The organism is Oceanobacillus profundus, from assembly GCF_003515705.1.
Classification (GTDB): Bacteria; Bacillota; Bacilli; order Bacillales; family Amphibacillaceae; genus Oceanobacillus; species Oceanobacillus profundus.
Map to the genome: position 1 here is coordinate 33,344 of NZ_QWEH01000014.1, position 21,375 is coordinate 54,718.

The window sequence follows — 21,375 nt, forward strand, 5'->3', positions numbered from 1 at the left end:
TTTATGATTATTATGAAATAGTGCATAGGAGCTGTTCAAATGTATACGGTAGATTCTTCGAGACTAAAAGAGTATTGTGAAAAAGTCCTATTAGGAAATTCAATCCCAGAAAAGGAAGCAAAGATCATTGCTGATAGTTTAGTTGATGCTAATGAAATCGGTGTTGACTCCCATGGGGTAACGCGATTAGCCGATTACATGAAACGTTTGGAAAAAGGCTTAATTGAACCAAAGACAGAACTTTCGGTAGTTAGAGAGAACAAAGCAACTATTTTGTACGATGCCAATAACGGTTGGGGACAATATGCAGGGAAAGTAGCCATGCAAAAAGCAATTGATAAAGCTAAGGAATGTGGTACAGCAATTAGTGCTGTTCAAAATTCGAATCATTTTGGAACTGCTTCCTACTTTGCAAGAATGGCAGCTAAGCAAGGTTGTATTGGTATTGTAATGACGAACGCTTCTCCGTTAATGGTAGCTTGGGGCTCTAAACGACCAACTTTAGGTACGAACCCTATTTGTATTGCGGCACCAACAAACCAACACCCAGTTGTACTAGATATGGCAACAAGTACGGTAGCTCGTGGAAAGATTAATCTTGCTGCAAAAAATAATCAAAGTATTCCGGAAGGCTGGGCGATTACGAAAGACGGAAAACCAACAACCGATGCTCAAGAAGCGCTTGACGGATATTTACTTCCATTTGGTGCTAAAGGTTCTGGATTAGCCATTATGATCGATATTATGACAGGGGTATTAACTGGATCCCTATTTGGTGATCAGATTCCGTTAATGTATGATGGCGATGAACCGCAAACATTAGGTCATATGTTTATCGTTATAGATATTAATAGTTTTATGGATATTGATGTGTATAAGGAACGAATGCAAGACCGTATTGAACAAACGGTAAAAGGTCCTGCAGCAGATGGAGTGGAACGAGTATTTATGCCTGGTGATATAGAACAGAATAAGCGCGAAAAAGTTCAAAGTGAAGGATTAGTTTTAACAGAAGCTATCTTCAATGAGTTAAAAATGTTAGGGAAACAATGTGAAGCATCCATTGAAAGTATTTTAATTTCGTATGTTTAATATATCAGATTAAATAGTGTTTAAAATCTTGGGACAAATATCCTTGCTCACGAAATATTTCAGTGAAGATAAAAAAAGGGGGCTAATCGATGAGAAATATGAAAATATTTTTGGTTGTGATGATTTTAGGCTTAGCAACAATTTTAGCTGCTTGTGGTAATAGTACTTCAGAAAGTTCTAGTGGAGGTGGATCCTCCGAGTATCCCCAATTTATCACAATTGGTGGCGCAACAAGTGGTGGTACATTCTTCTTACTTGCAAATGCAATGGCACAATTAATTGGGGAAGAGTTTCCAGAAATTGATGCAAATGCGCAGTCTACCCCGGGATCACCGGTTATCCTAGAAAATATTCAAAAAGGGAATGCGGAAATGGGGGTTGCTCAAGCCGGTGTTGCGAAAGAAGCTTATGAAGGAACTGGTCAATTTGAAGGGAATCAAATGGATAAAATCACACAGATAACGTATCTTTTCCCAAATGTAATGCAATTTGCAGTAAGAAAAGATGCTGGTATTAAATCAGTAGAAGATTTTGTAGGGAAAAGGATTGCTGTAGGTGCATCTGGAAGTGCTACGGAAATCAATGCACAAGAATTATTACAAGTGGCAGATATTACTTATGAAGATATTACACCAGAATATACGAGTGAATCACAATCCGTAGAGTTATTAAGAAATAGACAGGCCGATGGTGCGAATATGATTGCATCATTAGGTAGCTCTAATATGCTGGATTTGATGAGTAGCGGTGACTTTGAAATTTTGGAATTTGATGAAGAAATAGTAAAAAAACTTGCGGAAGAAGTAAATATTGCATATTATCCATTTACTATTCCAGCAGATACGTATCCAAATCAACCAGAACCATTAGAAACATTTGCAGTAGCAAACTGGTTGCATGGTAGCTCTGAAATGTCTGAGGACTTTGTTTATGAGTTCTTAACAGTATTGTATGAAAATAAACAAGATCTAGTTGACATTCATATCGCTGCAGAAAATATTAACTTGGAAAATGCTTTAGATGGTAAAACTATCCCATTACATCCAGGTGCCATTAAATACTTTGAAGAACAAGGGTTAGAAATTGATGAATAAATGATGAACAGTGGGGTAGTAGAAAAAGCTACTCCACTGTCTATAGAAGGAATTACCAAATTAAAAAGAGGTGATTACATGACAAAACAACTATCTGAAGAGCAAAAAGGTGAGAAAACGATAGAATTAATAGATATTGATGAATTGTCAAAAAACCAAGACAACGAATCAAAATCACGAATTATGAAAGGGAAAACTGGACTATTAATTGCTACTATTGCTATTGCCATGTCTTCATTCCATTTATTTACTGCAGTTGTTCCAATGGTAAGTACGAAGCAGAGAGCCCTACACCTTTTATTTGCACTTGTACTTGTGTTCTTACTATACCCGGGTAGAAAAAAATCGAATAAAGGTAAACCAACGATTTTTGATTATTTATTTGCAACCGTCTCTGCAATTTCTGTTGGGTATTTATTTGTTATGTTTGACACTATTGCAAGTAGAGGAATGTCTTCAACGACAATTGATTTAATCATGGGGGCGATTACCATGATTGTTATTCTTGAAGCAACCCGTAGAAGTGTAGGAATAGAATTAGTAATTTTATCGCTACTATTTTTAGCCTATGCCTATTTAGGTCCTTATTTGCCAGGTGCGCTAGCTCATCGTGGATATACTGCTACTACGTTAATTGAGCATATGTATATTGGAAGTGAGGGGATTTTCGGAATTGCTCTAGGTACTTCTGCAACTTACATCTTCTTATTTATATTGTTTGGGGCTTTTTTGAATGGAACTGGACTATCGTCGTTTTTTACAAATGGTGCGATGGCGATTGCAGGTCATAGGGTAGGAGGACCTGCAAAAGTATCCATACTTGGTAGTGCTGGTTTAGGAATGATCAATGGTAGTGCAACTGCTAATGTTGCTACAACTGGGGTATTCACCATTCCCTTGATGAAAAAAATAGGGTACTCCAAGCGTATTGCAGGTGGTGTAGAAGCGACTGCGTCTACTGGTGGACAGTTTACCCCTCCGATTATGGGGGCTGCTGCTTTTATAATGGCAGAAATGTTAGGTATCCCGTATACATCGGTATTAATTGCTGCTATTATTCCGGCTATTCTCTACTTTTTATCGATCTGGATTATGGTCCATTATGAAGGTAAGAAAAATGGGTTAAAGGGGATACCAAAGGAACAGTTGCCTGCATTTAAGCCAATTTTTAAAGAAAGAGGGCATTTAATTTTACCGGTTATTTTGCTAATGGTTTTATTATTCATGGATTACACACCAATCTATGCAGCTTTCTTTGCAATTGTCGCAACTTTCTTAGTCTCTTACCTAAGAAAGTCCACACGTATGGATTTCAAAACGTTATTAAAAACTTTAGAAGAGGGAGCAAAAGGTGGTCTTACGGTTGCAATTGCAACTGCTGTTGTTGGTTTTATTATCGGTGTAGTATCTCTTACCGGTGTAGGATTAAAACTGGCTAATGTCATTTTAGTCCTAGCAAATGAACAGTTATTCTTAACTTTATTCCTAACGATGGTAACAGCGATTGTTTTGGGAATGGGACTTCCTACTGCTGCTTGTTACATCGTGGGTGCTACCGTTGCAGCGCCGTCCTTAATTCAATTAGGTGTAGAACCAATCGTTGCTCATTTCTTTGTGCTTTATTTTGCTTGTTTGTCAGCAATAACACCACCGGTTGCACTTGCATCTTATGCGGCTGCAGGTATCGCAGGAGAAAGTCCTTCCAAAGTAGGTTGGACGGGATTTAGATTAGGGATTGCCGGATTTATCGTACCTTTCGCCTTTGTTTATTCTCCAGAACTATTGTTACAATCCAATGATTATTTAGCGTCTGGGTTAGCATTAGTATCAGCAATCATTGGGGTATTTGCTCTTGCTACATCTGTTGTCGGTTTCTTTCTTGTTAAAAATCAGATTATTGAAAGTGTACTGCTATTTAGTGCTTCATTATTATTAATTCAGGGGGGGATCATGACGGATTCGATTGGAATTGCTATATTAGCTTTAGTCTTTTTCAATCAATTAAGGAGAAAAAAAAGACTGGATATAGCAATTGATAATAGAAAAGAGGTAATTTGATGACCCAGTATAAAGTTTTAGTAGTTCAGCCAATTTCTAGTAGCGGAATGGAGGTCTTAAAAAATGCTAATGTTGAAATCATACAACCAGAATCGACCAAGGATGAAGTACTAGAGGAAATTGTCGTTGATTGTGACGCGATATTAGTTCGAACCAAAGTGATTTCGCGCTCTTTGATAGAAAAGGCGAAGAAATTAAAAGTAATCGCTCGTTCGGGTGTAGGATATGACAATATTGACATTATTGCTGCAGCTGAGAAAGGTATTTATGTTTGTAATGTTCCTAGAGTAAATTCGAATGCTGTAGCAGAGCATGTTGTCGGGATGATAATAGCTTTGTCTCGTAACATTCTTAAAGCAGATAAAGCTCTTCGTAAAAATCATTTTGAGGTGCGAGAGTATTTTATCGGGAATGAATTAACGGATAAGACAATAGGTTTAATTGGGTATGGAAATATTGGTCAATTAACGGCGAAAAAGTGTGCTTTAGGATTAGATATGAATGTCATTGTTTATGATCCTTACATTCAAAACGAAAGATCTTTAGAAAATGTTGTATTTGTAGATTCCGTAGATACGATTTTAGAACAATCCGATTTTGTATCGTTGCATTTACCATATACATCAGAACTTCATCATATTATTGGTGAAAAAGAATTGCAAAAAATGAAATCTACTGCATCTCTAATCAATTGTGCTAGAGGTGGCTTGGTTGATGAAAAAGCACTATATAAAGCAATAAAATATAATGAAATACGCGGAGCAGGTATAGATGTGTTTGAGAATGAACCTCCAGAAGATAATTATACTCTATGGAACTTAGAAAATATCATTGTAACACCGCATATGGCAGCGCATACCAAAGAATCCTTAGGTCAAATGGCATCTGGTGCTGCCAAAGAAATTATTAATGTATTGCAAGAGAAAGAACCAGTCAATTGTGTAAATAAGCATTTATTTAGTTCTATACAAAATATATGAAAAATAATAAGAGGAGTGTTGAACATGGATTTTACAAGTATTGCAAAAAAATTAGAGACAATTTGTGCAATTAATATTGTACCTTTTAATGAGGGTACGAAAGAAATTGATTGGCAAGGGGTAGAAGAAAATATTGAATTTTTATTAGAGAATGATACAGAGGTCATTGTTCCAAATGGGAATACCGGTGAGTTTTATGCGCTAACGCTTGATGAAGCAAAGGAAGTAGCGAGAAAAGTTACAAAACAAATTAATGGGAGAGCGACAGTGGTTGCTGGTGTTGGTTACTCGGTGGAAACTGCAATCGAATTAGGAAAAGATGCACAAGAAGCTGGTGCAGATTGTGTCATGATTCACCAACCAATTCATCCCTTCATTACGACGGAAGGTGCAATTTCTTACTTCAAAAAAATTATGGAAGCATTAGATATTCCGTCCATTATATATTTTAAAAATCCTAATCTAAGTGATGATGTTATTAAGGAATTAGCATCTCTTAAGAAATTTATAGGTGTGAAATATGCCATCAATGATTTACCACGTTTTACGCAAGTGGTTCGTGAAGTTCCTAAAGAACATAACCTTGCATGGATTTGTGGTACGGCTGAAAAATGGGCACCATACTTTTATTATGCAGGAGCGAAAGGATTTACATCTGGATTGATTAATATTTATCCATCCAGCTCCCAAAAGATGCTTACTGCGCTTCGTGATGCTGATGATGAAACCGTGTGGAACATATGGAATGAAGTCATTGGCTTTGAAAACTTACGAGCAAAACATCATGATGGAAACAATGTTGTGGTTATTAAAGAAGCAATGGAAGAAGTGGGATTACGTGCAGGTGTCACTAGAGAACCAGTGAGCCCACTGAATGAAGCTGATAAAGAAGAAGTAAGAGGAATTTTAAGAAGTTGGAACATGTTAAAAGAGGAAGTAAAAAACTAAGTGCTTATCAAAAGTGATAAAAACAATAACTGTTTTGAAGCAATTGTAGAAATTATGGAATGAGAAGGTGTTGAAAAACCATTCTGAGTTCCTTAGAAGAGTTATTTAAGTCTCATGAATGCGATATAAGATACGAATATAGAAACAATTATAAAGTAGATGAAGAATAGAGAGGAGAGGGATACATGTTTTATAATCAATTAAAAAGACGATGGAGTGAACCAACAGAAAATCCTGTACTTAGTGTTTTTGTTGGATTTCCTTCCACACAAATCATAGAAATGGCTGCATTAAGTCAGTTTGATGTCATTGTGATCGATAATGAACATGGAATGCATTCTTATGAAAATATTGAAAACATGGTAATTGCTGCAGAAAATAAAGGGATTACTCCTTTGGTTCGAACTTCATCTAGCGACCCTTCTGAACTATTAAAAGTAATGGATCGTGGAGCGCACGGAGTACACGTTCCACAGGTTGATTCTAAGGAACAGGCAGAAAGAATTGTTGAAGCGGTGAAATATCCACCTCTTGGGAAAAGAGGAGCTGCATTTTCGATGAGAGCAGCTGATTATGGCAATATTCCAATTCAACAATACTTGGAAAAAGCCAATCAAGAAACATTGATTGGAATTCATATTGAATCAGAAAAAGCAATGGTTCATTTAAACGAGATTCTTAGTGTGAAAGAAATTGATATGGTTTATATTGGACCAACAGATTTGTCCGTTTCATTAGGATACGGAGGATCAATTGATCATCCAGAAGTGTTAAAAACAATTGACAATATCTATGAAACTGCTAAAACATACGGAGTAAAAGTAGGTATCCATACAAAGGATAGAAGTGGTGCACTTATGCGGAAAAATTGGGGGGCAGACTACGTTGGGATTACCGTTACATCTTTAATTAACCAATCATTTAAGCATTTTACAAATCATGTCATAGGTAGTCTAGTTGAAAAATAAGTACTCCAATTAAGGAATGTGGGTGACCAAGATGAAAAAGATTATCGTTTATAATCCAATCTATAGCGACCTATTAAAAATATTACAGAAACATTTTCAAGTAGTTGAACTTACTAACGTAGAGAATCCAGAATTTATTCATGAGTTAAAAGATGCACATGGAATCATTGGATCGGGTTTGAAAGTAGATCGAACACTTTTGGATGAAGCACCGAACTTAGAAATCATTTGCAATATCTCTGTAGGATATGACAATTTAGACATGGAAGCTGTCAATGCACGTGGAATAATGGCAACGAATACTCCGGATGTTTTGACGGATTCTACTGCCGATACGATATTCGGTTTACTGTTAGCAACCGCTAGAAGAATCACAGAACTTGATCAGTATGTAAAGTCTGGTCAGTGGACGGGAAAAATTGGCGAGGATTTATATGGTGTAGATATTCATCATAAGACGCTTGGAATTATTGGAATGGGAAGAATCGGAAAAGCTATTGCTGAAAGGGCTCACTTTGGTTTTAAAATGAAGATTCTATATCATAATCGCTCTAGGAAGCTTAATGCAGAAGAACAATTACAAGCAGAATATGTATCGTTACAAAAGTTATTGCAACAATCAGACTTTGTTTGCCTAATGGCACCATTATCGCCCGAAACGGTTCAACTAATAGGAAAACAGGAATTTTCTCTCATGAAAAAAACAGCTATATTTGTAAATGGTGCTAGAGGACAAATGGTTGATGAAGATGCATTAGTTGAGGCTTTAAAAAAAAGAGAAATTTGTGCAGCAGGACTTGATGTTTATGAAAAAGAGCCCGTGGAACCAAATAATCCCCTCCTTTATATGAAAAATGTCGTAACATTACCACATATTGGATCTGCAACATTGGAAACTAGGTATAAAATGGCTAAGTTAGCAGCGGAAAATTTAATTAAAGGTTTGCAAGGAGAAATCCCTCCTAGTTTAATAAATAAGGAAGTATTCATATAATAAGTATTATCCATTGCTGAAGATGGTGTTAAAAGATTAGAGCACTTCATTCGTTATAACACAACTCCATAAACTTTAGAAGGTTTGTTATCTTAAGGTAAATGTCCTATTGGTGCAGTAAATTCATTCGGTATATAAAAAGTGATAAAATTAAAATCGAACCAATATCGTTGGTAAGGATGGAATAGCTAATAAAAAATTATATTTATTGAGAACCTAGTAGAATAGGGAGTGATGTTCCTTTAAAAAAGAGTAGATAATATTATGGAAAAGGGAGATTAGTTATGATGTTAAAGCCAATACGTAGAAAACGATTATATCAGGATATTATAGAACAAATTCAGCTTTTGATTCGAGATAATGAGCTTAAACCAGGAGATAAATTACCTTCGGAGCGAGAAATGGCTGAAAACCTTTCTGTTTCTCGTACCTCGGTTAGAGAAGCAATAAGTGTGATGGAATCCGCAGGTTTAGTAGAAGTTTTACAAGGTAAAGGTGTTTTTTTAATAAATGATGAGAATACGAAATTACTAAACAAATTGGATAAACTTTTAAATAGTCAAGGTTTAAACCTTATTGAGTTAATAGAGGTCCGACAGGGATTAGAAGGACAAGCCGCTTATTTAGCTGCAATTAGACGTTCAGAGACAGATTTACAAAAGATAAAAAGTGCTTATATTAAAATGGAGAAAGCTTATGCAAATGATTTGGTTGCAGCAGAAGAAGATTATGAATTTCATATTTCGGTCGTAACAGCGGCTAAAAATCCCATGTTGTTAAAAGCAGTAGAACTTTTTACAGACCCATTCATACAAGGAGTAAATATACTACGTGAAAAAAGTATTAAAAGTGGAAAAGGGCAAATAATTTTATCGGAGCATTTCGATATCTACAAGGCAATCGAAGAACAAGATGAATTAAAAGCTCAGACAGCTATGTGGAATCACTTAGTTGCAGCTAAGAAAAGATATTTTATAGACTCGTAATTTTAAGAGATAGATGGACAGGTTGGGTGGCCGATTCTTTCATTAAGATAGATTTGTACCGAAACCTGAAATAAAGGCGACAACAGATTTTGGAAGTCAACTAGTCGTACATCAAGGTGGATGACAAGCGGAACCGCGGAATTGAATACGAGGAGGAATGGACATGTTTGACTACATCATTGTAGGCGGTGGTATTGTAGGGCTTTCTGTAGGTATGAATTTAACAGAAAAATATCCAAACAAAAAAATACTTGTACTTGAAAAAGAAAAAGAACTGGCAACACATCAAACAGGTCATAATAGTGGGGTAATCCATTCAGGGATATATTATAAACCAGGTAGTTTTAAAGCACGCTTTGCAAAACAAGGAAGCAAATCAATGGTTGAGTTTTCACGTAAATACGATATTAATCATGATATTTGTGGAAAAGTAATTGTTGCTACAAATGAAAAGGAGCGTCCATTACTTAATAATCTATATGAACGCGGACTACAGAATGGGTTATCTATAAGACAACTAAATAAAGAAGAGTTACATGAAATAGAACCACATGTTAAAGGTATTGGAGCTATTCAAGTTCCAACTGCGGGAATTGTAGATTATAAAATGGTGTCAAACAAGTATGCAGAGATTATAGAGCAGCATGATGGTGAAATAAATTGTGGCGAGACTGTACTATCAATTAATGAATCTGAACATGAAGTGATAGTAGATACGAACAAGCAAAGCTATAAAGCCAAATTTTTAATTAATTGTGCAGGATTGCAAAGTGACCGAATTGCTAAACTAGCAGGATATCATATTGATATGAAAATTGTACCGTTTCGCGGAGAGTATTATAAATTAAAAGCAGAAAAAAGAAATCTAGTAACAAATTTAATTTACCCTGTTCCGAATCCTGATTTTCCTTTTTTAGGTGTTCATTTTACGAGAATGATAAACGGAGAAGTTGAAGCAGGACCGAATGCAGTACTCAGCTTTAAACGAGAAGGCTATAAAAAGTCAGATATCAACATAAAAGATCTTGCAGAAGTTTTAACCTACAAAGGCTTTTGGAAATTAGCGAGTCAAAATATGAAGGAAGGAATTAATGAAATGGTTCGTTCTGTAAGCAAGAAAAAGTTTGTGGAAAACTTACAGCAGCTTATCCCTGAAATTAAGAGTGAAGACTTAGTCCCAGGACCAGCAGGAGTCCGAGCACAGGCTTTAAATAGTGATGGATCAATGGTTGATGACTTCCAAATCATACAAGGCAAGAAAAGCCTGCATGTATGTAATGCACCATCACCAGCAGCAACAGCCTCGTTAGAGATAGGTAAAGAAGTTGTTAAACAAATTGGCGAACGATCAGATAATTTGGTAATTGTTTGATTGAGTAGATAAGGGGTCCTATAGTTACGTGAATCATTTTTTGCAGAACTTTTATCATCTTTATAATCAAAATCATTTAGGTATAAGATTACTATTGGAAAAACAAGCTGCTTGCATAAAAACAACAAGCAGCTTTAACGCTATTTAAGAGTAATCCGTTACAACAAACGTACCAGAAGTTGCAAAATTACTTGTGGTTTCAAAAATTCCTTCCACATTCAGAGAGCTTAATCTCTCGAGTTACCATTTTTCCCTGGTTTCAATTTTCCTTTTGCAACTTGGTAGTGTAGTGAAGCGAGCTACGGGCATACTGAGTGTCGTAATAAACGATTTCTGATTATGGAATCCAGATAAAACCAGCTTCTTTTTCGTCATTACACTGACCTGTGATGGCGTCCACCTTTTCTTAGCTACTTATTCCATTCATACAAGTTTCCGTAATACTTAGAGCATCAACGGAAACATCAGCACCAAACTTCCTTGCTAATTCTAAATTATTGTCATTGATGTGTACGCCAATGAAAGTAGCTTAGACGAAGCAATATGAATTGCTGATAAGCCAATTCCACTACAGAAAGTTGTGATGGAATGTGAAAAAGATGAAGCGCTTTTCAAGACATTTCATAATCGGTTGTATAGTTATTGTAGAGGAATTCAGAAATGAATTGGCTGGGGATATCTTGATTATCTAGGAGAGCTTTATTATTCGATTCCTTGGTCGGAAGATGAGGATTAAAATTATTGGATAAGGAATAGCGATACTACTTTATGGATTACGAGAATGTTCCTAAAAATGCCTTTTAATAAAGTAGTATGCTCTTATAAATTCATAGCTAGAGGTAATGATTTGTCTTGTTGCTTTTTCTTTTTCGAAGTGCTTAAATAATTATCCCAGGAAATTAGTACGTTACATGCTTGAAGTTGCTGATTAAAGTTACGAATATATGCTTTCACTGCTTTACTATTACCGTTTGCCAGCGTTCTTACAACAGAAGCAATTGCTTTGTACCAAGTACCTTCAATTTTTATGGAAATAGGATGATTTCCTTCAGTAGGCAGCGGTATATCCGGGTGAAGGCTTATGTCTGCAATTTGGTAATCCACAAATTTCGAACGAATATTTTCACGAGCAATCGTACCTTGTGTTTGATATACACAAGTAAGACCTGTATCAAGGTTAGCCATTGCTATTCCTCCTTTAGATTTTGTTTGTGAAATATATCACTTAATTATATTATATATGAAAGCGCATTTATGTAAAGACATTCAAGGAAATTTTTATAGTAATTATGTCTAATTTGTGAAGTAGATAACATAATGTTAAGACCCTATAATGAAAGTACAAAGTGAACTGTCACCAGTTTTTTTCTTATAGGTACTTGGTACTGTTGTTATTCAAAAAGGCAAACGGTATCATTAGGATTGATTGTTTACTATATTTAGGAGGAATCAATTTCGTGGTTAGATGTAAACGTTTATTATTTATGTTTTTAGCACTAATGATTTTATTTTTGGCAGCATGTAGTAGTGATAATGAAGAACAAAGTGAAACAGAAAAACAAAGCAGTGGAAGTATACAAGCTGGGGAAACTGAAGGTACAAAGGCGGAGAAAGTGGAAAAGGAAGTAGAGTCAGTAGATAATACGGAAGAGGTTTCCTTTGAAGTCAATCAAGTAAAAGAGGCTCCAGAAGATCAAGGAGATTCAGAGGTAAGGCTGGAAGGGGAATTTCAGATCGATAATAAGCTCGTTTCTGTAAAAGGCATGACCAATCTATTGCCTGAGTCAAAACTTGTTCTTTCAATTGAATCAGAATATGGATTGTTAGTTGGAGGAATTGATCGAACTGAGGTTAACGAAAATGGAGAGTTTGAATTGGAATATATTCTTCCAGACGAAGTAGAAGGAATCGTACATATTGAATTGAAATTTGAGCCAGCAAATCAGTATGGGGAGATAAAAAATCATTATTTAAACCAACTGGGTGGGAGCTTCGTACAAAACTATGCGAAATCAAATGAAATCTATCAAAAAGTATCCTTCCAACAGTCGGCTACAATAGATGGTGGTCAACATAATTTTTCGATTACGGAACCAAGCTGGGATTTGCCGGAGGATTATGGAAACCCCAAGGTATGGATAGAGCCAGTAATCGAGAAACAAGATGACTATGTTGTAGTAAAAATAAATAGTAACATTATAGAAGATACATTTATTCTGGCAAGAGCAGACATTCCAAATTATATTACATCAGGATTTCAGGGGTATAGCTACACGGATCCAGATGGCTCAACAGTTTTATATATTCATGATCCTGAAAAAGACAGTCGAATTAAAAATCTAACCGAGTATGATATTGTTATTACAATGGATCCATCCCATCATAATAATGGTCCACATGTCACAGAAGTATATGGAGAGAATGGTCAAAATCTTGCAGGTGATTTCGTTAACGATGAAGATGAAACCAAAGTAGTTGAGCAAACGATAACAATCACGGTAGAAGAATAGAATATATTATAGTTAAAAAACACTATCTTAATAGGGGAATTCTCTCTAGTGATAGTGTTTTTTTGGTGGATTGTAATGGATCAAGTGAAAGGGATTAAATGAAGTTATATCAAGTTCTATCGGTTAATGACAAGTGGTTACAGATAACTCTATGAAAAAAGAGGTAGTTATTTAGGGTGAAAAAAGTTTACTAGACTTTTACTAGCATGTAACTTCATTTAGATATCTTTCCTTTACGCTTAAATTGTAATAAAAATTTGAGAGGAGAGTGTAGGATGTTTAAGAAGATTGGTGCTGTTGTACTTAGTACGTCCCTTGTATTGTCTGGATTAAGTATAGGAACGGTAGACGCAAAACCGGATGCTGTAGATAGAAAAGGAAAGGGAAATAAGAAGGTAGAGAATGTTATCTTCATGGTTCCAGACGGCTTTAGTGCTGATTATGCAAGTAACTATCGCGTGTACAAGGGGGAAGATGCAGTATGGGATGATCATCTAAAAGGAATGTTCACGACACATTCTGCTAACTCTGATATTACCGATTCTGCTGCTGCAGGTACTGCGATGTCTACAGGTGAAAAAACGAATAATGGTGTCATTGGAATGGATACAGAGGGCAACGAGCTTGAAACAATTTTAGAAGCATCTCAAGAAAACGGAAAGGCAACTGGACTTGTAGCAACTTCTACGATTACACATGCTACACCAGCATCATTTGCATCACATGTCGAGGATCGTAATAATGAAACGGAGATTGCTAGACAAATGCTTGAAAATGAAGTAGATGTTATCCTTGGCGGAGGGAAAAACAATTTCTTACCATTCGATCAAGGCGGAAATCAGGAAAAGCTTAATTTAATTGAGCAAGCTGAGGAGCAAGGATATGAATTGGTAGAAACACGAAGTCAATTACTAGACAATAAGCAAATTGCACTTAAGAAAGGTGAAAAGCTTTTAGGCTTATTTGCAGATGATGCACTTGCTCCAGAGCTTCATCGTGCTGAAACAGAAGAACCTAGTCTTGCTGAAATGACTGAATCTGCAATTGATGTTTTGGAAGAAGACAAAGACGGATTTTTCTTAGTAGTTGAAGGAAGTCAAATTGACTGGGCAGGTCATGCTAATGATGCAGCTTGGGCAATGTCTGATGTCGCTGCATTTGAAAAGGCAGTTGAAGAAGCAATCGATTTTGCTAAGAAAGATGGAAAGACACAAGTAATTGTTGCAGCTGATCATGATACTGGTGGGATGACAACTGGTTCGAATGGTTCAATGGATTTAAATGCTGATCTATTAACAGATGTAACAGCTACAGGTGATTACATGGCAACCCAATTAAACGAAGACCGCTCCAATGTAAGTGAAGTTCTGAAAACACATACTGGATTTGAGTTAACAGAAGAAGAAATTAATGAAATTCAACAAGCTGATAATGCGCCGCTTGCTATTAATACGATTGTAAGCGACCGTGCAAGCATTGGATGGACAAGTACTAATCATACAGGTGCTGATATTCCAGTCTATGCTTATGGTCCACAAACACATAAATTTGTTGGGTTCCATGATAATACGGATCTTCCTAAAATTATTGCTGAGGCGATGAAATTGAAGTAAAGAAGGTGAGAGAGAAGCGAGGGATATTTCCCTCGCTTCTTTTTATGCATTTTCTTAATAGGTACTCCGTCTTATTCGATTAATAACGTGTCATTTTTGATTATCTTGCCACTAGTAAATGATTTCTTGTCTGAATTTAAATATTCTGCTAAATTAAAGAAGAGAGTAGGTGAATAAATGCACTTCATAAAAGAAACAATCAAAAGCTTTAATACACTTGATCGTTCATCAGGAAACATCGGCTTTCGTTGTATAAAAGATACATAATGAAGGTGTAATAGATTTTGGAATAACCTCTTCGGATTGCAAATGCCTGCAAATCTTTACTTGTACAATGGTTTTATCATTTTTAGATAGTTTTATTCTTCAATCTCAACATCAGACATAATGGACTCCATATTTCTAGACATATCTTGTACTCTTTGCAGGAATATTTTCTACAAGTGGTTGTGTTTAATTAGTTAATTTAATTAATCATGTTATAATATATTTACAAGTATCAAGAGATATAGGAGGACTTTTCATGCAGCGGGGCACATTCCAATTAATGAAATCAGTCAATAAATCAATCATTCTCAATAAAATAAGAACATCGGAACCTATTTCCAGGGCTCAAATAGCTAAGGATACAAAGCTCACCCCACCAACGGTAAGCAGTATTGTGAAAGAATTGATCGAACAGGAATTAGTTAGAGAGAGTGATCTCGGCGAATCCAAGGGTGGGCGAAAACCGACGATGCTTCATATTAATAATAATGCCTTCTATGTTGTTGGCGTAGATGCTGGTCCAGAAACGGTTGAGTGTATTCTTGCTGATTTATCTGGGAAGATCGTTGAACGTGTTTCTAGTAAGCTAAACATTCCAATTACAAATGGTCAGTTTATCAGTATTTTAAAAGAAAATATACATAAGATTTTACATACATCAAAACCGTATCATGATAAAATTCTAGGGATTGGAGTAGCAATGCATGGGGTTGTGGATATAGAAACTGGTACCTCACTTGTAGCACCAAACCTGGATTTAAGAAATATTCCAATCAAGCAAAAACTTGAGGAAGAATTTAACTTAGTGGTCAACGTTGAAAATGATGCCAGAGCAATGGCACTTGGCGAGTCATGGTTTGGAGGACACGGCGATGCGGATAGTATGGTTGCTGTAAATATTGGAAGAGGCGTCGGTTCAGGTGTTGTTATTAATGGAAAGCTGTACCACGGCGCTCAGGATATTGCTGGTGAGATAGGCCATATGACGATAGATATTAATGGAGAGATTTGTGAATGTGGAAGCCGCGGTTGTTTGCAGACCTTCGCCAGTGGTGTCGCTATTGCTGAGAGAACCAGAAAAAAGCTAGAGGGGAAATCAGAAACAATTACAGGCGAAGAAGTATACAAATTGGCCGAATCTGGTAATACGGCATATATTGAAATTCTTGAAGAAACTGGAATGATTATTGGTATCGGCTTAACAAATTTAATACATCTAATAAACCCAAGGAAAATTGTTCTCGGCGGAGGGGTGATGAAGAGTAAGAAATTCATCTTGCCAAAAATTAAGCAAACGATTGAACAGCGTGTACTCAGTCCGGCTGCAAAAGAAACCGAAGTAACAGTAACAAAACTTGGTGAAGATGCAACACTGTTAGGGGCAGTCTCGCTATTATTGGTGGAATTGTTTGATCCAGTTTGATGAAAAAAGAACAAAAGCGCAAGCGCTGGACGTGTCCGTTTAGGTAACTAAGTTATCCACAGCATTCAAATTTTATAGTTTCCTGGCATTAAAAAAGAGGATATTCCTTCGTGTTACACATGGAGAACTATCCTCTTTTATTAACATTTCTCAGGGTATCAGTAAGACCCTTGTTATCTTACTATGCTGAAAGAAAATACGGTCTGTTTTTTATACTGTTCTCCTGCTTTTAAAATAACTGACGGAAATCCTGGATAATGCAATGATGCAGGTGACGCTTGGGTTTCAAAGCATACTCCTAAATACTTCTCTGAAAAGCCTTCTTTCAGTTCCATCCCATCTTCGAGCATGTTCGAGGTATACATAACCATCCCTGGCTGATCTGTTTTTATCATCAGCAAGCGTCCAGACTTCTCATCACTTACAGTAACAGCATTTTCTTTCTTCTTATTGAAAATAAAATAATGATCATAACCATTTCCAGCAACTGTATTTTGTTCAGACTTGTCATTGAATCCTTCGCGCAATGACCGGCTTTCACGAAAATCAAAGGAAGTATTGAATACATTCATTAATTTTCCTGTTGGAATAAGTTTCTCATCAAGTTTGACAATTTCTTCACTATCTATCGTTATGTGGTGATGATGAATGGTGTTTTTCAAGTCTCCACTTAAATTAAAATAAGAATGGTTCGTCAATGTTATTGGAGTGACCTGATCACTGGTTGCAGCATAGTCGATTGTAAATTGGTTATCGTTATTCAAAATATAGGTAACAGTTACATCTAAATTGCCAGGATATCCTCCATCACCATCTAAACTTTTGTGAGTCAGCTTCAACCCGACTGTGTCACTTGTTTGAAAAGGATCAACATTCCAGATTACCTGATGGAAACCTGACGCACCTCCGTGAAGATGATTATCCCCATCATTGTGATCTAAACTATAGGTTTTACCATTAAGCACAAACTCCCCACCTTGAATTCTTCCAGCAACACGACCGATTAAAGCACCGAAATAATTCGGGTTCGTTTCATAGTCTGCATAATTTTTAAATCCAATTACGACATTTTCCAGTTTTCCATTTCGATTGGGAACAAGCATTTCTGTAATGATTCCGCCAAAATTTATTACACTGACAGACATTCCTTGTTCATTTACTAGTGTGTATTCTTTCCATTTTCCTAAAATATCAGTTGTTTCAACTTTCATTATTGTGCCACCTGCTTATTTAATGTATGGATAAATCTTTCAAATGCTCGCCGTTCCTTGAAAACACCGGCATCTTCCAGAACTTTGGCAAATTTTTTGCCAAGCTCTTTCTTTAAAATTTCATCAGCCATCCTAGAATCGAGAATCTCACCGTACTCACTTTGGATTTGATCAGCCCATTCCAGGTGATATGCAGCTACATCACTGGATTTTCCAATTAAAAACTGCCTGATTTCAGCCAGTTCCATCTCCAATCTTGCTGGCAAAACGGCGAGCCCCATAACTTCAATCAGCCCGATATTTTCTTTTTTTATATGATGCACATCTGCATGTGGGTGAAAAATCCCCAGTGGATGTTCAGCAGATGTACGGTTGTTTCGTAATACAAGATCAAGCTCATATACGTCTTCGCGAGAACGAGCAATTGGTGTAATCGTGTTGTGAGGTGTATCACCAGTAAATGCTTTCACGTCTGCAAGTTCGTCGGAATAACTTTTCCAGATTTGTAAAATATGATTAGCAGCGTCAAGCAGTAAATCCTTGTTAGAACTATTCAGACGGATAACGGATAAAGGCCATTTCAATACAGAAGCAGAAACATTATCAAACTTTTCCAGGATAAATTCAAAAGCACTCGCTGCATTCGTCATTGGAAAATCATAGCGTCCCGCCTGATAGTGATCATGACTTAATATGGAACCTCCAACAATCGGTAAATCTGCATTTGATCCAATGAAGTAATGGGGAAATATTTCTGTAAAAGTTAATAGGCGTTCAAAAGCTTTCCTATCAATTTTCATGTCCCGGTGTTCTTCTGAAAGCAAAATACTGTGCTCATTATAATAAACATATGGAGAGTACTGTAGGTACCAATTTTCTCCTAGCAGTGGAACGCGAATGACACGATGATTCGCACGTGCGGGATGCCCTGTTCTACCAGTATATCCTTCATTATCCACACATAATAGACATTTTGGATAATCCAGCTTTTGTTTCATTTCACGTTCTCGTTTGATTTGCACGGGGTCTTTTTCAGGTTTGGACAGGTTAATCGTGATGTCTAGTTCGCCGTATGCTGTGTCCGATTTGAAGTGAATGTTTTTTTCAATCCGATTCATCTGAATGTAGTTGCTGTTTTTGCTCAAGTTATAAAAATAATCGGTTGCAGCTTTCGGTGACTGTTCATATTTTTCATTAAAAGCAGCATGAATAACAGATGGACGAGCTACAAAGCAGTTCATTATATTAGCTGTGAGAATCTCTTTATCGTCGAATACGTCCTCGATTACTTCATGTTCAATAGCATATTCGATTATTTTTTCAAGCATGTCGGGAATCGATTTATCTGTGACACAATCAGGCTCTTCAGGAAAAGTCTCCAAATTTAATAGATTCATGACTTGGTTGCGAACATAAATATTATCTGCCTGTTCAATTAGTTCTGCTTTAATTGCTTGTTGAATAAGTCCATTAACATACTGAAAAATCACTTCTTCACGTCCTTTCCATATCCATTCGGATGAGATGTATGCCAGTTCCATGCATCCTTGATAATTTGTTTGATAGAAGTGCGTCTCGGTTCCCAGCCAAGCATACTTTTGGCTTTATTTGAACTGGCAACCAGTATGCTTGGATCACCTGCACGTCTCCTTCCTGACTTTGCATATATTTCCTTACGGGTTACTTCACGTGCAGTATCAATCATTTCTTTTACAGAAAAGCCTTGGTTGCTTCCGAGATTGAAAACATCACTTTTACCGCCAAGCTTTAGATAATCAAGTGCTAGTAGATGTGCTTCAATAAGATCCTCCACATGAACATAATCACGTATACATGTTCCGTCCGGTGTATCATAATCCTCACCGAAGATCGTTATATAATCGCGCTGACCAAGTGCTGTCTGTATAATGATTGGAACAAGATGTGTTTCCGGGCGATGGTCTTCACCAATTTCACCTGAGTGCCGGGCGCCAGCAACATTAAAGTAACGCAAGGATACATACTTAATTCCATGTGCTCGCTCTGTCCACTTCATCAGCTTTTCCATTGTTAATTTTGTTTCGCCGTACGTGCTGGTTGGCTTTGTCGGTATTGTCTCCGTAATTGGAACGGATTCGGGCTCTCCATAAGTTGCGGCAGTGGAGGAGAAGACAATAGTCTTCACCTCATGCTCGACCATAGTCTTTAGCAATACTTGAGTTCCATAAACATTGTTGTCAAAATAGTGGAGTGGTTTTTCCATTGACTCCCCAACAAGGGAGCTTGCAGCAAAATGGATAACAGCCTCAATGCTTTCTTTGGTAAAAACGTCTTGAAGGAAAGCTGCATTCCGAATGTCGCCTTGATAAAACTGTGCGCTTGGATGGACGGCTTCCTGATGTCCTGTTTGCAGATTATCAATGACAACGACATCTTCCCCTCGATCAATCAATTGATAAACGGCATGTGACCCAATGTAACCAGCACCGCCTAAAACTAATACACTCATTTTAACGCTCCTTCTGTGACTTCTTTTGCTCCATCGCAGATTTCTGCCATATAGAAAGTTGGTGCATAGCCAATTTTTTCAGTGTAGACTGCGCTTACAATATTCTTGAACTTCTCCACTTCCTCACGCGCTACAATTGCAATCGCACAGCCGCCAAATCCTGCACCTGTCATACGTGCACCAAGGACCCCGGGCTGATTCCAAGCAGCTTCGACAATCGTGTCAAGCTCAATTCCTGAAACCTCATAGTTATCTCTTAATGAGATATGGGAGGCGTTCATGAGTTTTCCAAATGCAATAAGGTCATTTTGCTTTAACCTTTCAAGGGCTTCTATTGTTCTGGCATTCTCGTAAACAATATGTCTCGCACGTTTCCGGTTTACTTCATTTTTAATGAACCGTTGATTGTTCTCAAAAGCATCAATTGTTACATTTCCAAGTGTTTGAATAGGCAGTACAGTCTGTAAATCAGAGAGTGCTGCTTCACACTGTGTCCGGCGTTCATTATATTTAGATCCTGCTAATGTCCGTTGTTTATTCGTGTTCATGATGATGATAACATGATCCCCTAAAATGAGTGGTGCACATTGGTAGTTCAATGTTTGGCAGTTTAAGAGAATCGCATGATCCTGCTTTCCCATGCCAATCGCGAACTGATCCATAATTCCACTATTAACACCAATATAATTATTTTCCACTTTCTGTCCAATGCGAATCAAATCAATCCGGTCAATATTCAGTTCAAACAAACCTTCTAATAAGACACCCATGGCCATTTCAATTGATGCAGAAGAAGACAGCCCTGCACTATTTGGGATGTTTCCATAAAATAAAACATCAATACCATGGTCGAATTGATATCCTGCTTTCTGCAGATAAAGAATCATACCCTTTGGATAATTCGCCCATTCATGTACTTTCTGATAAATTAAATCATCCAGATCACATTCCATTATCCCTGCATCAGGGAAATTCACGGAGTAAAAGCGTAACTTTCGATCCTGACGCTTTAGGCCAAGCGCATATGTTCCGAAAGAAATTGAAGCTGGCAGCACATGTCCGCCATTATAATCCGTATGTTCGCCGATTAGGTTGATTCTTCCTGGGGCGAAGAAGGGTCTTGGTGTTTGGAAAGTGCTGAATTTATCCTGGAATTCTTTTGTTAGTTTCCTTATATTCATAATAACCTCCTGTAGTATCGTGGTCTTTAAAAAAGAGATAAGTACTTAAGATATTGCAATTATAATAAGAATGTATAATAGTTAATTAATTTAATTAAGTTAATGTTACTATATTTATTTTAAAAAAACAAGAAGAAATATAATGAGATATAAATATGTAGGGACGTTACACCTATAAGCACTTATAGAG

Annotated in this window: 17 protein-coding genes; 12 read left to right on the forward strand and 5 right to left on the reverse strand. The window is 36.8% G+C overall.

The features are described from left to right. Window positions 1–39 precede the first annotated feature (39 nt). The 9 genes from D1B32_RS17230 (at window position 40) to lhgO (ending at window position 10,492) form a co-directional block, all read left to right on the forward strand. Window positions 40–1,092, forward strand: a complete 1,053-nt coding sequence (locus D1B32_RS17230) for an Ldh family oxidoreductase (RefSeq protein ID WP_095308210.1) — start codon at window positions 40–42, stop codon at window positions 1,090–1,092. An 89-nt stretch (window positions 1,093–1,181) separates the two neighbouring features. Beyond that, a complete protein-coding gene (locus D1B32_RS17235) occupies window positions 1,182–2,186 on the forward strand; it encodes a TAXI family TRAP transporter solute-binding subunit (RefSeq protein ID WP_095308213.1) in 1,005 nt (334 codons plus the stop codon). 78 nt (window positions 2,187–2,264) lie between these two features. Then, on the forward strand, window positions 2,265–4,244 hold the full coding sequence (locus D1B32_RS17240) for a TRAP transporter permease (RefSeq protein ID WP_095308215.1): 1,980 nt from the start codon (window positions 2,265–2,267) through the stop codon (window positions 4,242–4,244). Then, window positions 4,244–5,224: a hydroxyacid dehydrogenase gene (locus D1B32_RS17245; protein WP_095308217.1), complete on the forward strand. Its 981-nt coding sequence runs from the start codon at window positions 4,244–4,246 to the stop codon at window positions 5,222–5,224. Before D1B32_RS17240 ends, D1B32_RS17245 begins: the two co-directional genes overlap by 1 nt. Before the next feature lie 24 nt (window positions 5,225–5,248). Beyond that, entirely contained in the window at window positions 5,249–6,172 is a 924-nt protein-coding gene (locus D1B32_RS17250) for a dihydrodipicolinate synthase family protein (RefSeq protein WP_095308219.1), read from the forward strand. A 185-nt stretch (window positions 6,173–6,357) separates the two neighbouring features. Continuing rightward, window positions 6,358–7,140, forward strand: a complete 783-nt coding sequence (locus tag D1B32_RS17255) for an HpcH/HpaI aldolase family protein (RefSeq protein WP_095308220.1) — start codon at window positions 6,358–6,360, stop codon at window positions 7,138–7,140. Window positions 7,141–7,171: 31 nt separating this feature from the next. Continuing rightward, complete coding sequence (locus tag D1B32_RS17260) at window positions 7,172–8,134, forward strand: 2-hydroxyacid dehydrogenase (protein ID WP_095308222.1); 963 nt, start codon at window positions 7,172–7,174, stop codon at window positions 8,132–8,134. 284 nt (window positions 8,135–8,418) lie between these two features. Beyond that, window positions 8,419–9,120 (forward strand): FadR/GntR family transcriptional regulator, encoded by a 702-nt coding sequence (locus D1B32_RS17265; protein ID WP_095308224.1) that lies wholly within the window; start codon window positions 8,419–8,421, stop codon window positions 9,118–9,120. Window positions 9,121–9,283: 163 nt separating this feature from the next. Then, entirely contained in the window at window positions 9,284–10,492 is a 1,209-nt protein-coding gene (gene lhgO, locus D1B32_RS17270) for an L-2-hydroxyglutarate dehydrogenase (RefSeq protein WP_118889976.1), read from the forward strand. A gap of 819 nt (window positions 10,493–11,311) precedes the next feature. On the opposite strand, the gene D1B32_RS17275 is transcribed toward lhgO, so the two are convergent. Further along, complete coding sequence (locus D1B32_RS17275) at window positions 11,312–11,677, reverse strand: hypothetical protein (protein ID WP_095308229.1); 366 nt, start codon at window positions 11,675–11,677, stop codon at window positions 11,312–11,314. A 272-nt stretch (window positions 11,678–11,949) separates the two neighbouring features. Here D1B32_RS17275 and D1B32_RS17280 point away from each other — a divergent pair, with 272 nt between their 5' ends. From D1B32_RS17280 to D1B32_RS17290, 3 genes are all read left to right on the forward strand, one after another. Then, on the forward strand, window positions 11,950–13,002 hold the full coding sequence (locus D1B32_RS17280) for a hypothetical protein (protein WP_095308232.1): 1,053 nt from the start codon (window positions 11,950–11,952) through the stop codon (window positions 13,000–13,002). A gap of 275 nt (window positions 13,003–13,277) precedes the next feature. After that, complete coding sequence (locus D1B32_RS17285) at window positions 13,278–14,615, forward strand: alkaline phosphatase (protein WP_095308235.1); 1,338 nt, start codon at window positions 13,278–13,280, stop codon at window positions 14,613–14,615. 523 nt (window positions 14,616–15,138) lie between these two features. Beyond that, the gene (locus D1B32_RS17290) at window positions 15,139–16,305 is read left to right on the forward strand and encodes an ROK family transcriptional regulator (protein WP_095308237.1); all 1,167 of its coding nucleotides are present in this window, start codon (window positions 15,139–15,141) and stop codon (window positions 16,303–16,305) included. A gap of 173 nt (window positions 16,306–16,478) precedes the next feature. Here D1B32_RS17290 and D1B32_RS17295 read toward each other — a convergent pair whose 3' ends face one another. Genes D1B32_RS17295 through D1B32_RS17310 form a run of 4 tightly spaced genes read right to left on the reverse strand, consistent with a single transcriptional unit; the run spans window position 16,479 to window position 21,185 of the window. Next, complete coding sequence (locus tag D1B32_RS17295) at window positions 16,479–17,516, reverse strand: aldose epimerase family protein (protein WP_095308240.1); 1,038 nt, start codon at window positions 17,514–17,516, stop codon at window positions 16,479–16,481. Continuing rightward, window positions 17,516–19,006 carry a UDP-glucose--hexose-1-phosphate uridylyltransferase gene (galT, locus tag D1B32_RS17300; RefSeq protein WP_095308242.1) on the reverse strand — a complete coding sequence of 497 codons (1,491 nt, stop codon included), beginning with the start codon at window positions 19,004–19,006 and terminating at the stop codon, window positions 17,516–17,518. Before galT ends, D1B32_RS17295 begins: the two co-directional genes overlap by 1 nt. Next, window positions 19,003–20,004 (reverse strand): UDP-glucose 4-epimerase GalE, encoded by a 1,002-nt coding sequence (gene galE / locus D1B32_RS17305; protein WP_095308244.1) that lies wholly within the window; start codon window positions 20,002–20,004, stop codon window positions 19,003–19,005. Before galE ends, galT begins: the two co-directional genes overlap by 4 nt. Next, a complete protein-coding gene (locus D1B32_RS17310) occupies window positions 20,001–21,185 on the reverse strand; it encodes a galactokinase (protein ID WP_095308246.1) in 1,185 nt (394 codons plus the stop codon). The genes galE and D1B32_RS17310 overlap by 4 nt, the downstream gene beginning before the upstream one ends. Between the last annotated feature and the right edge of the window lie 190 nt (window positions 21,186–21,375).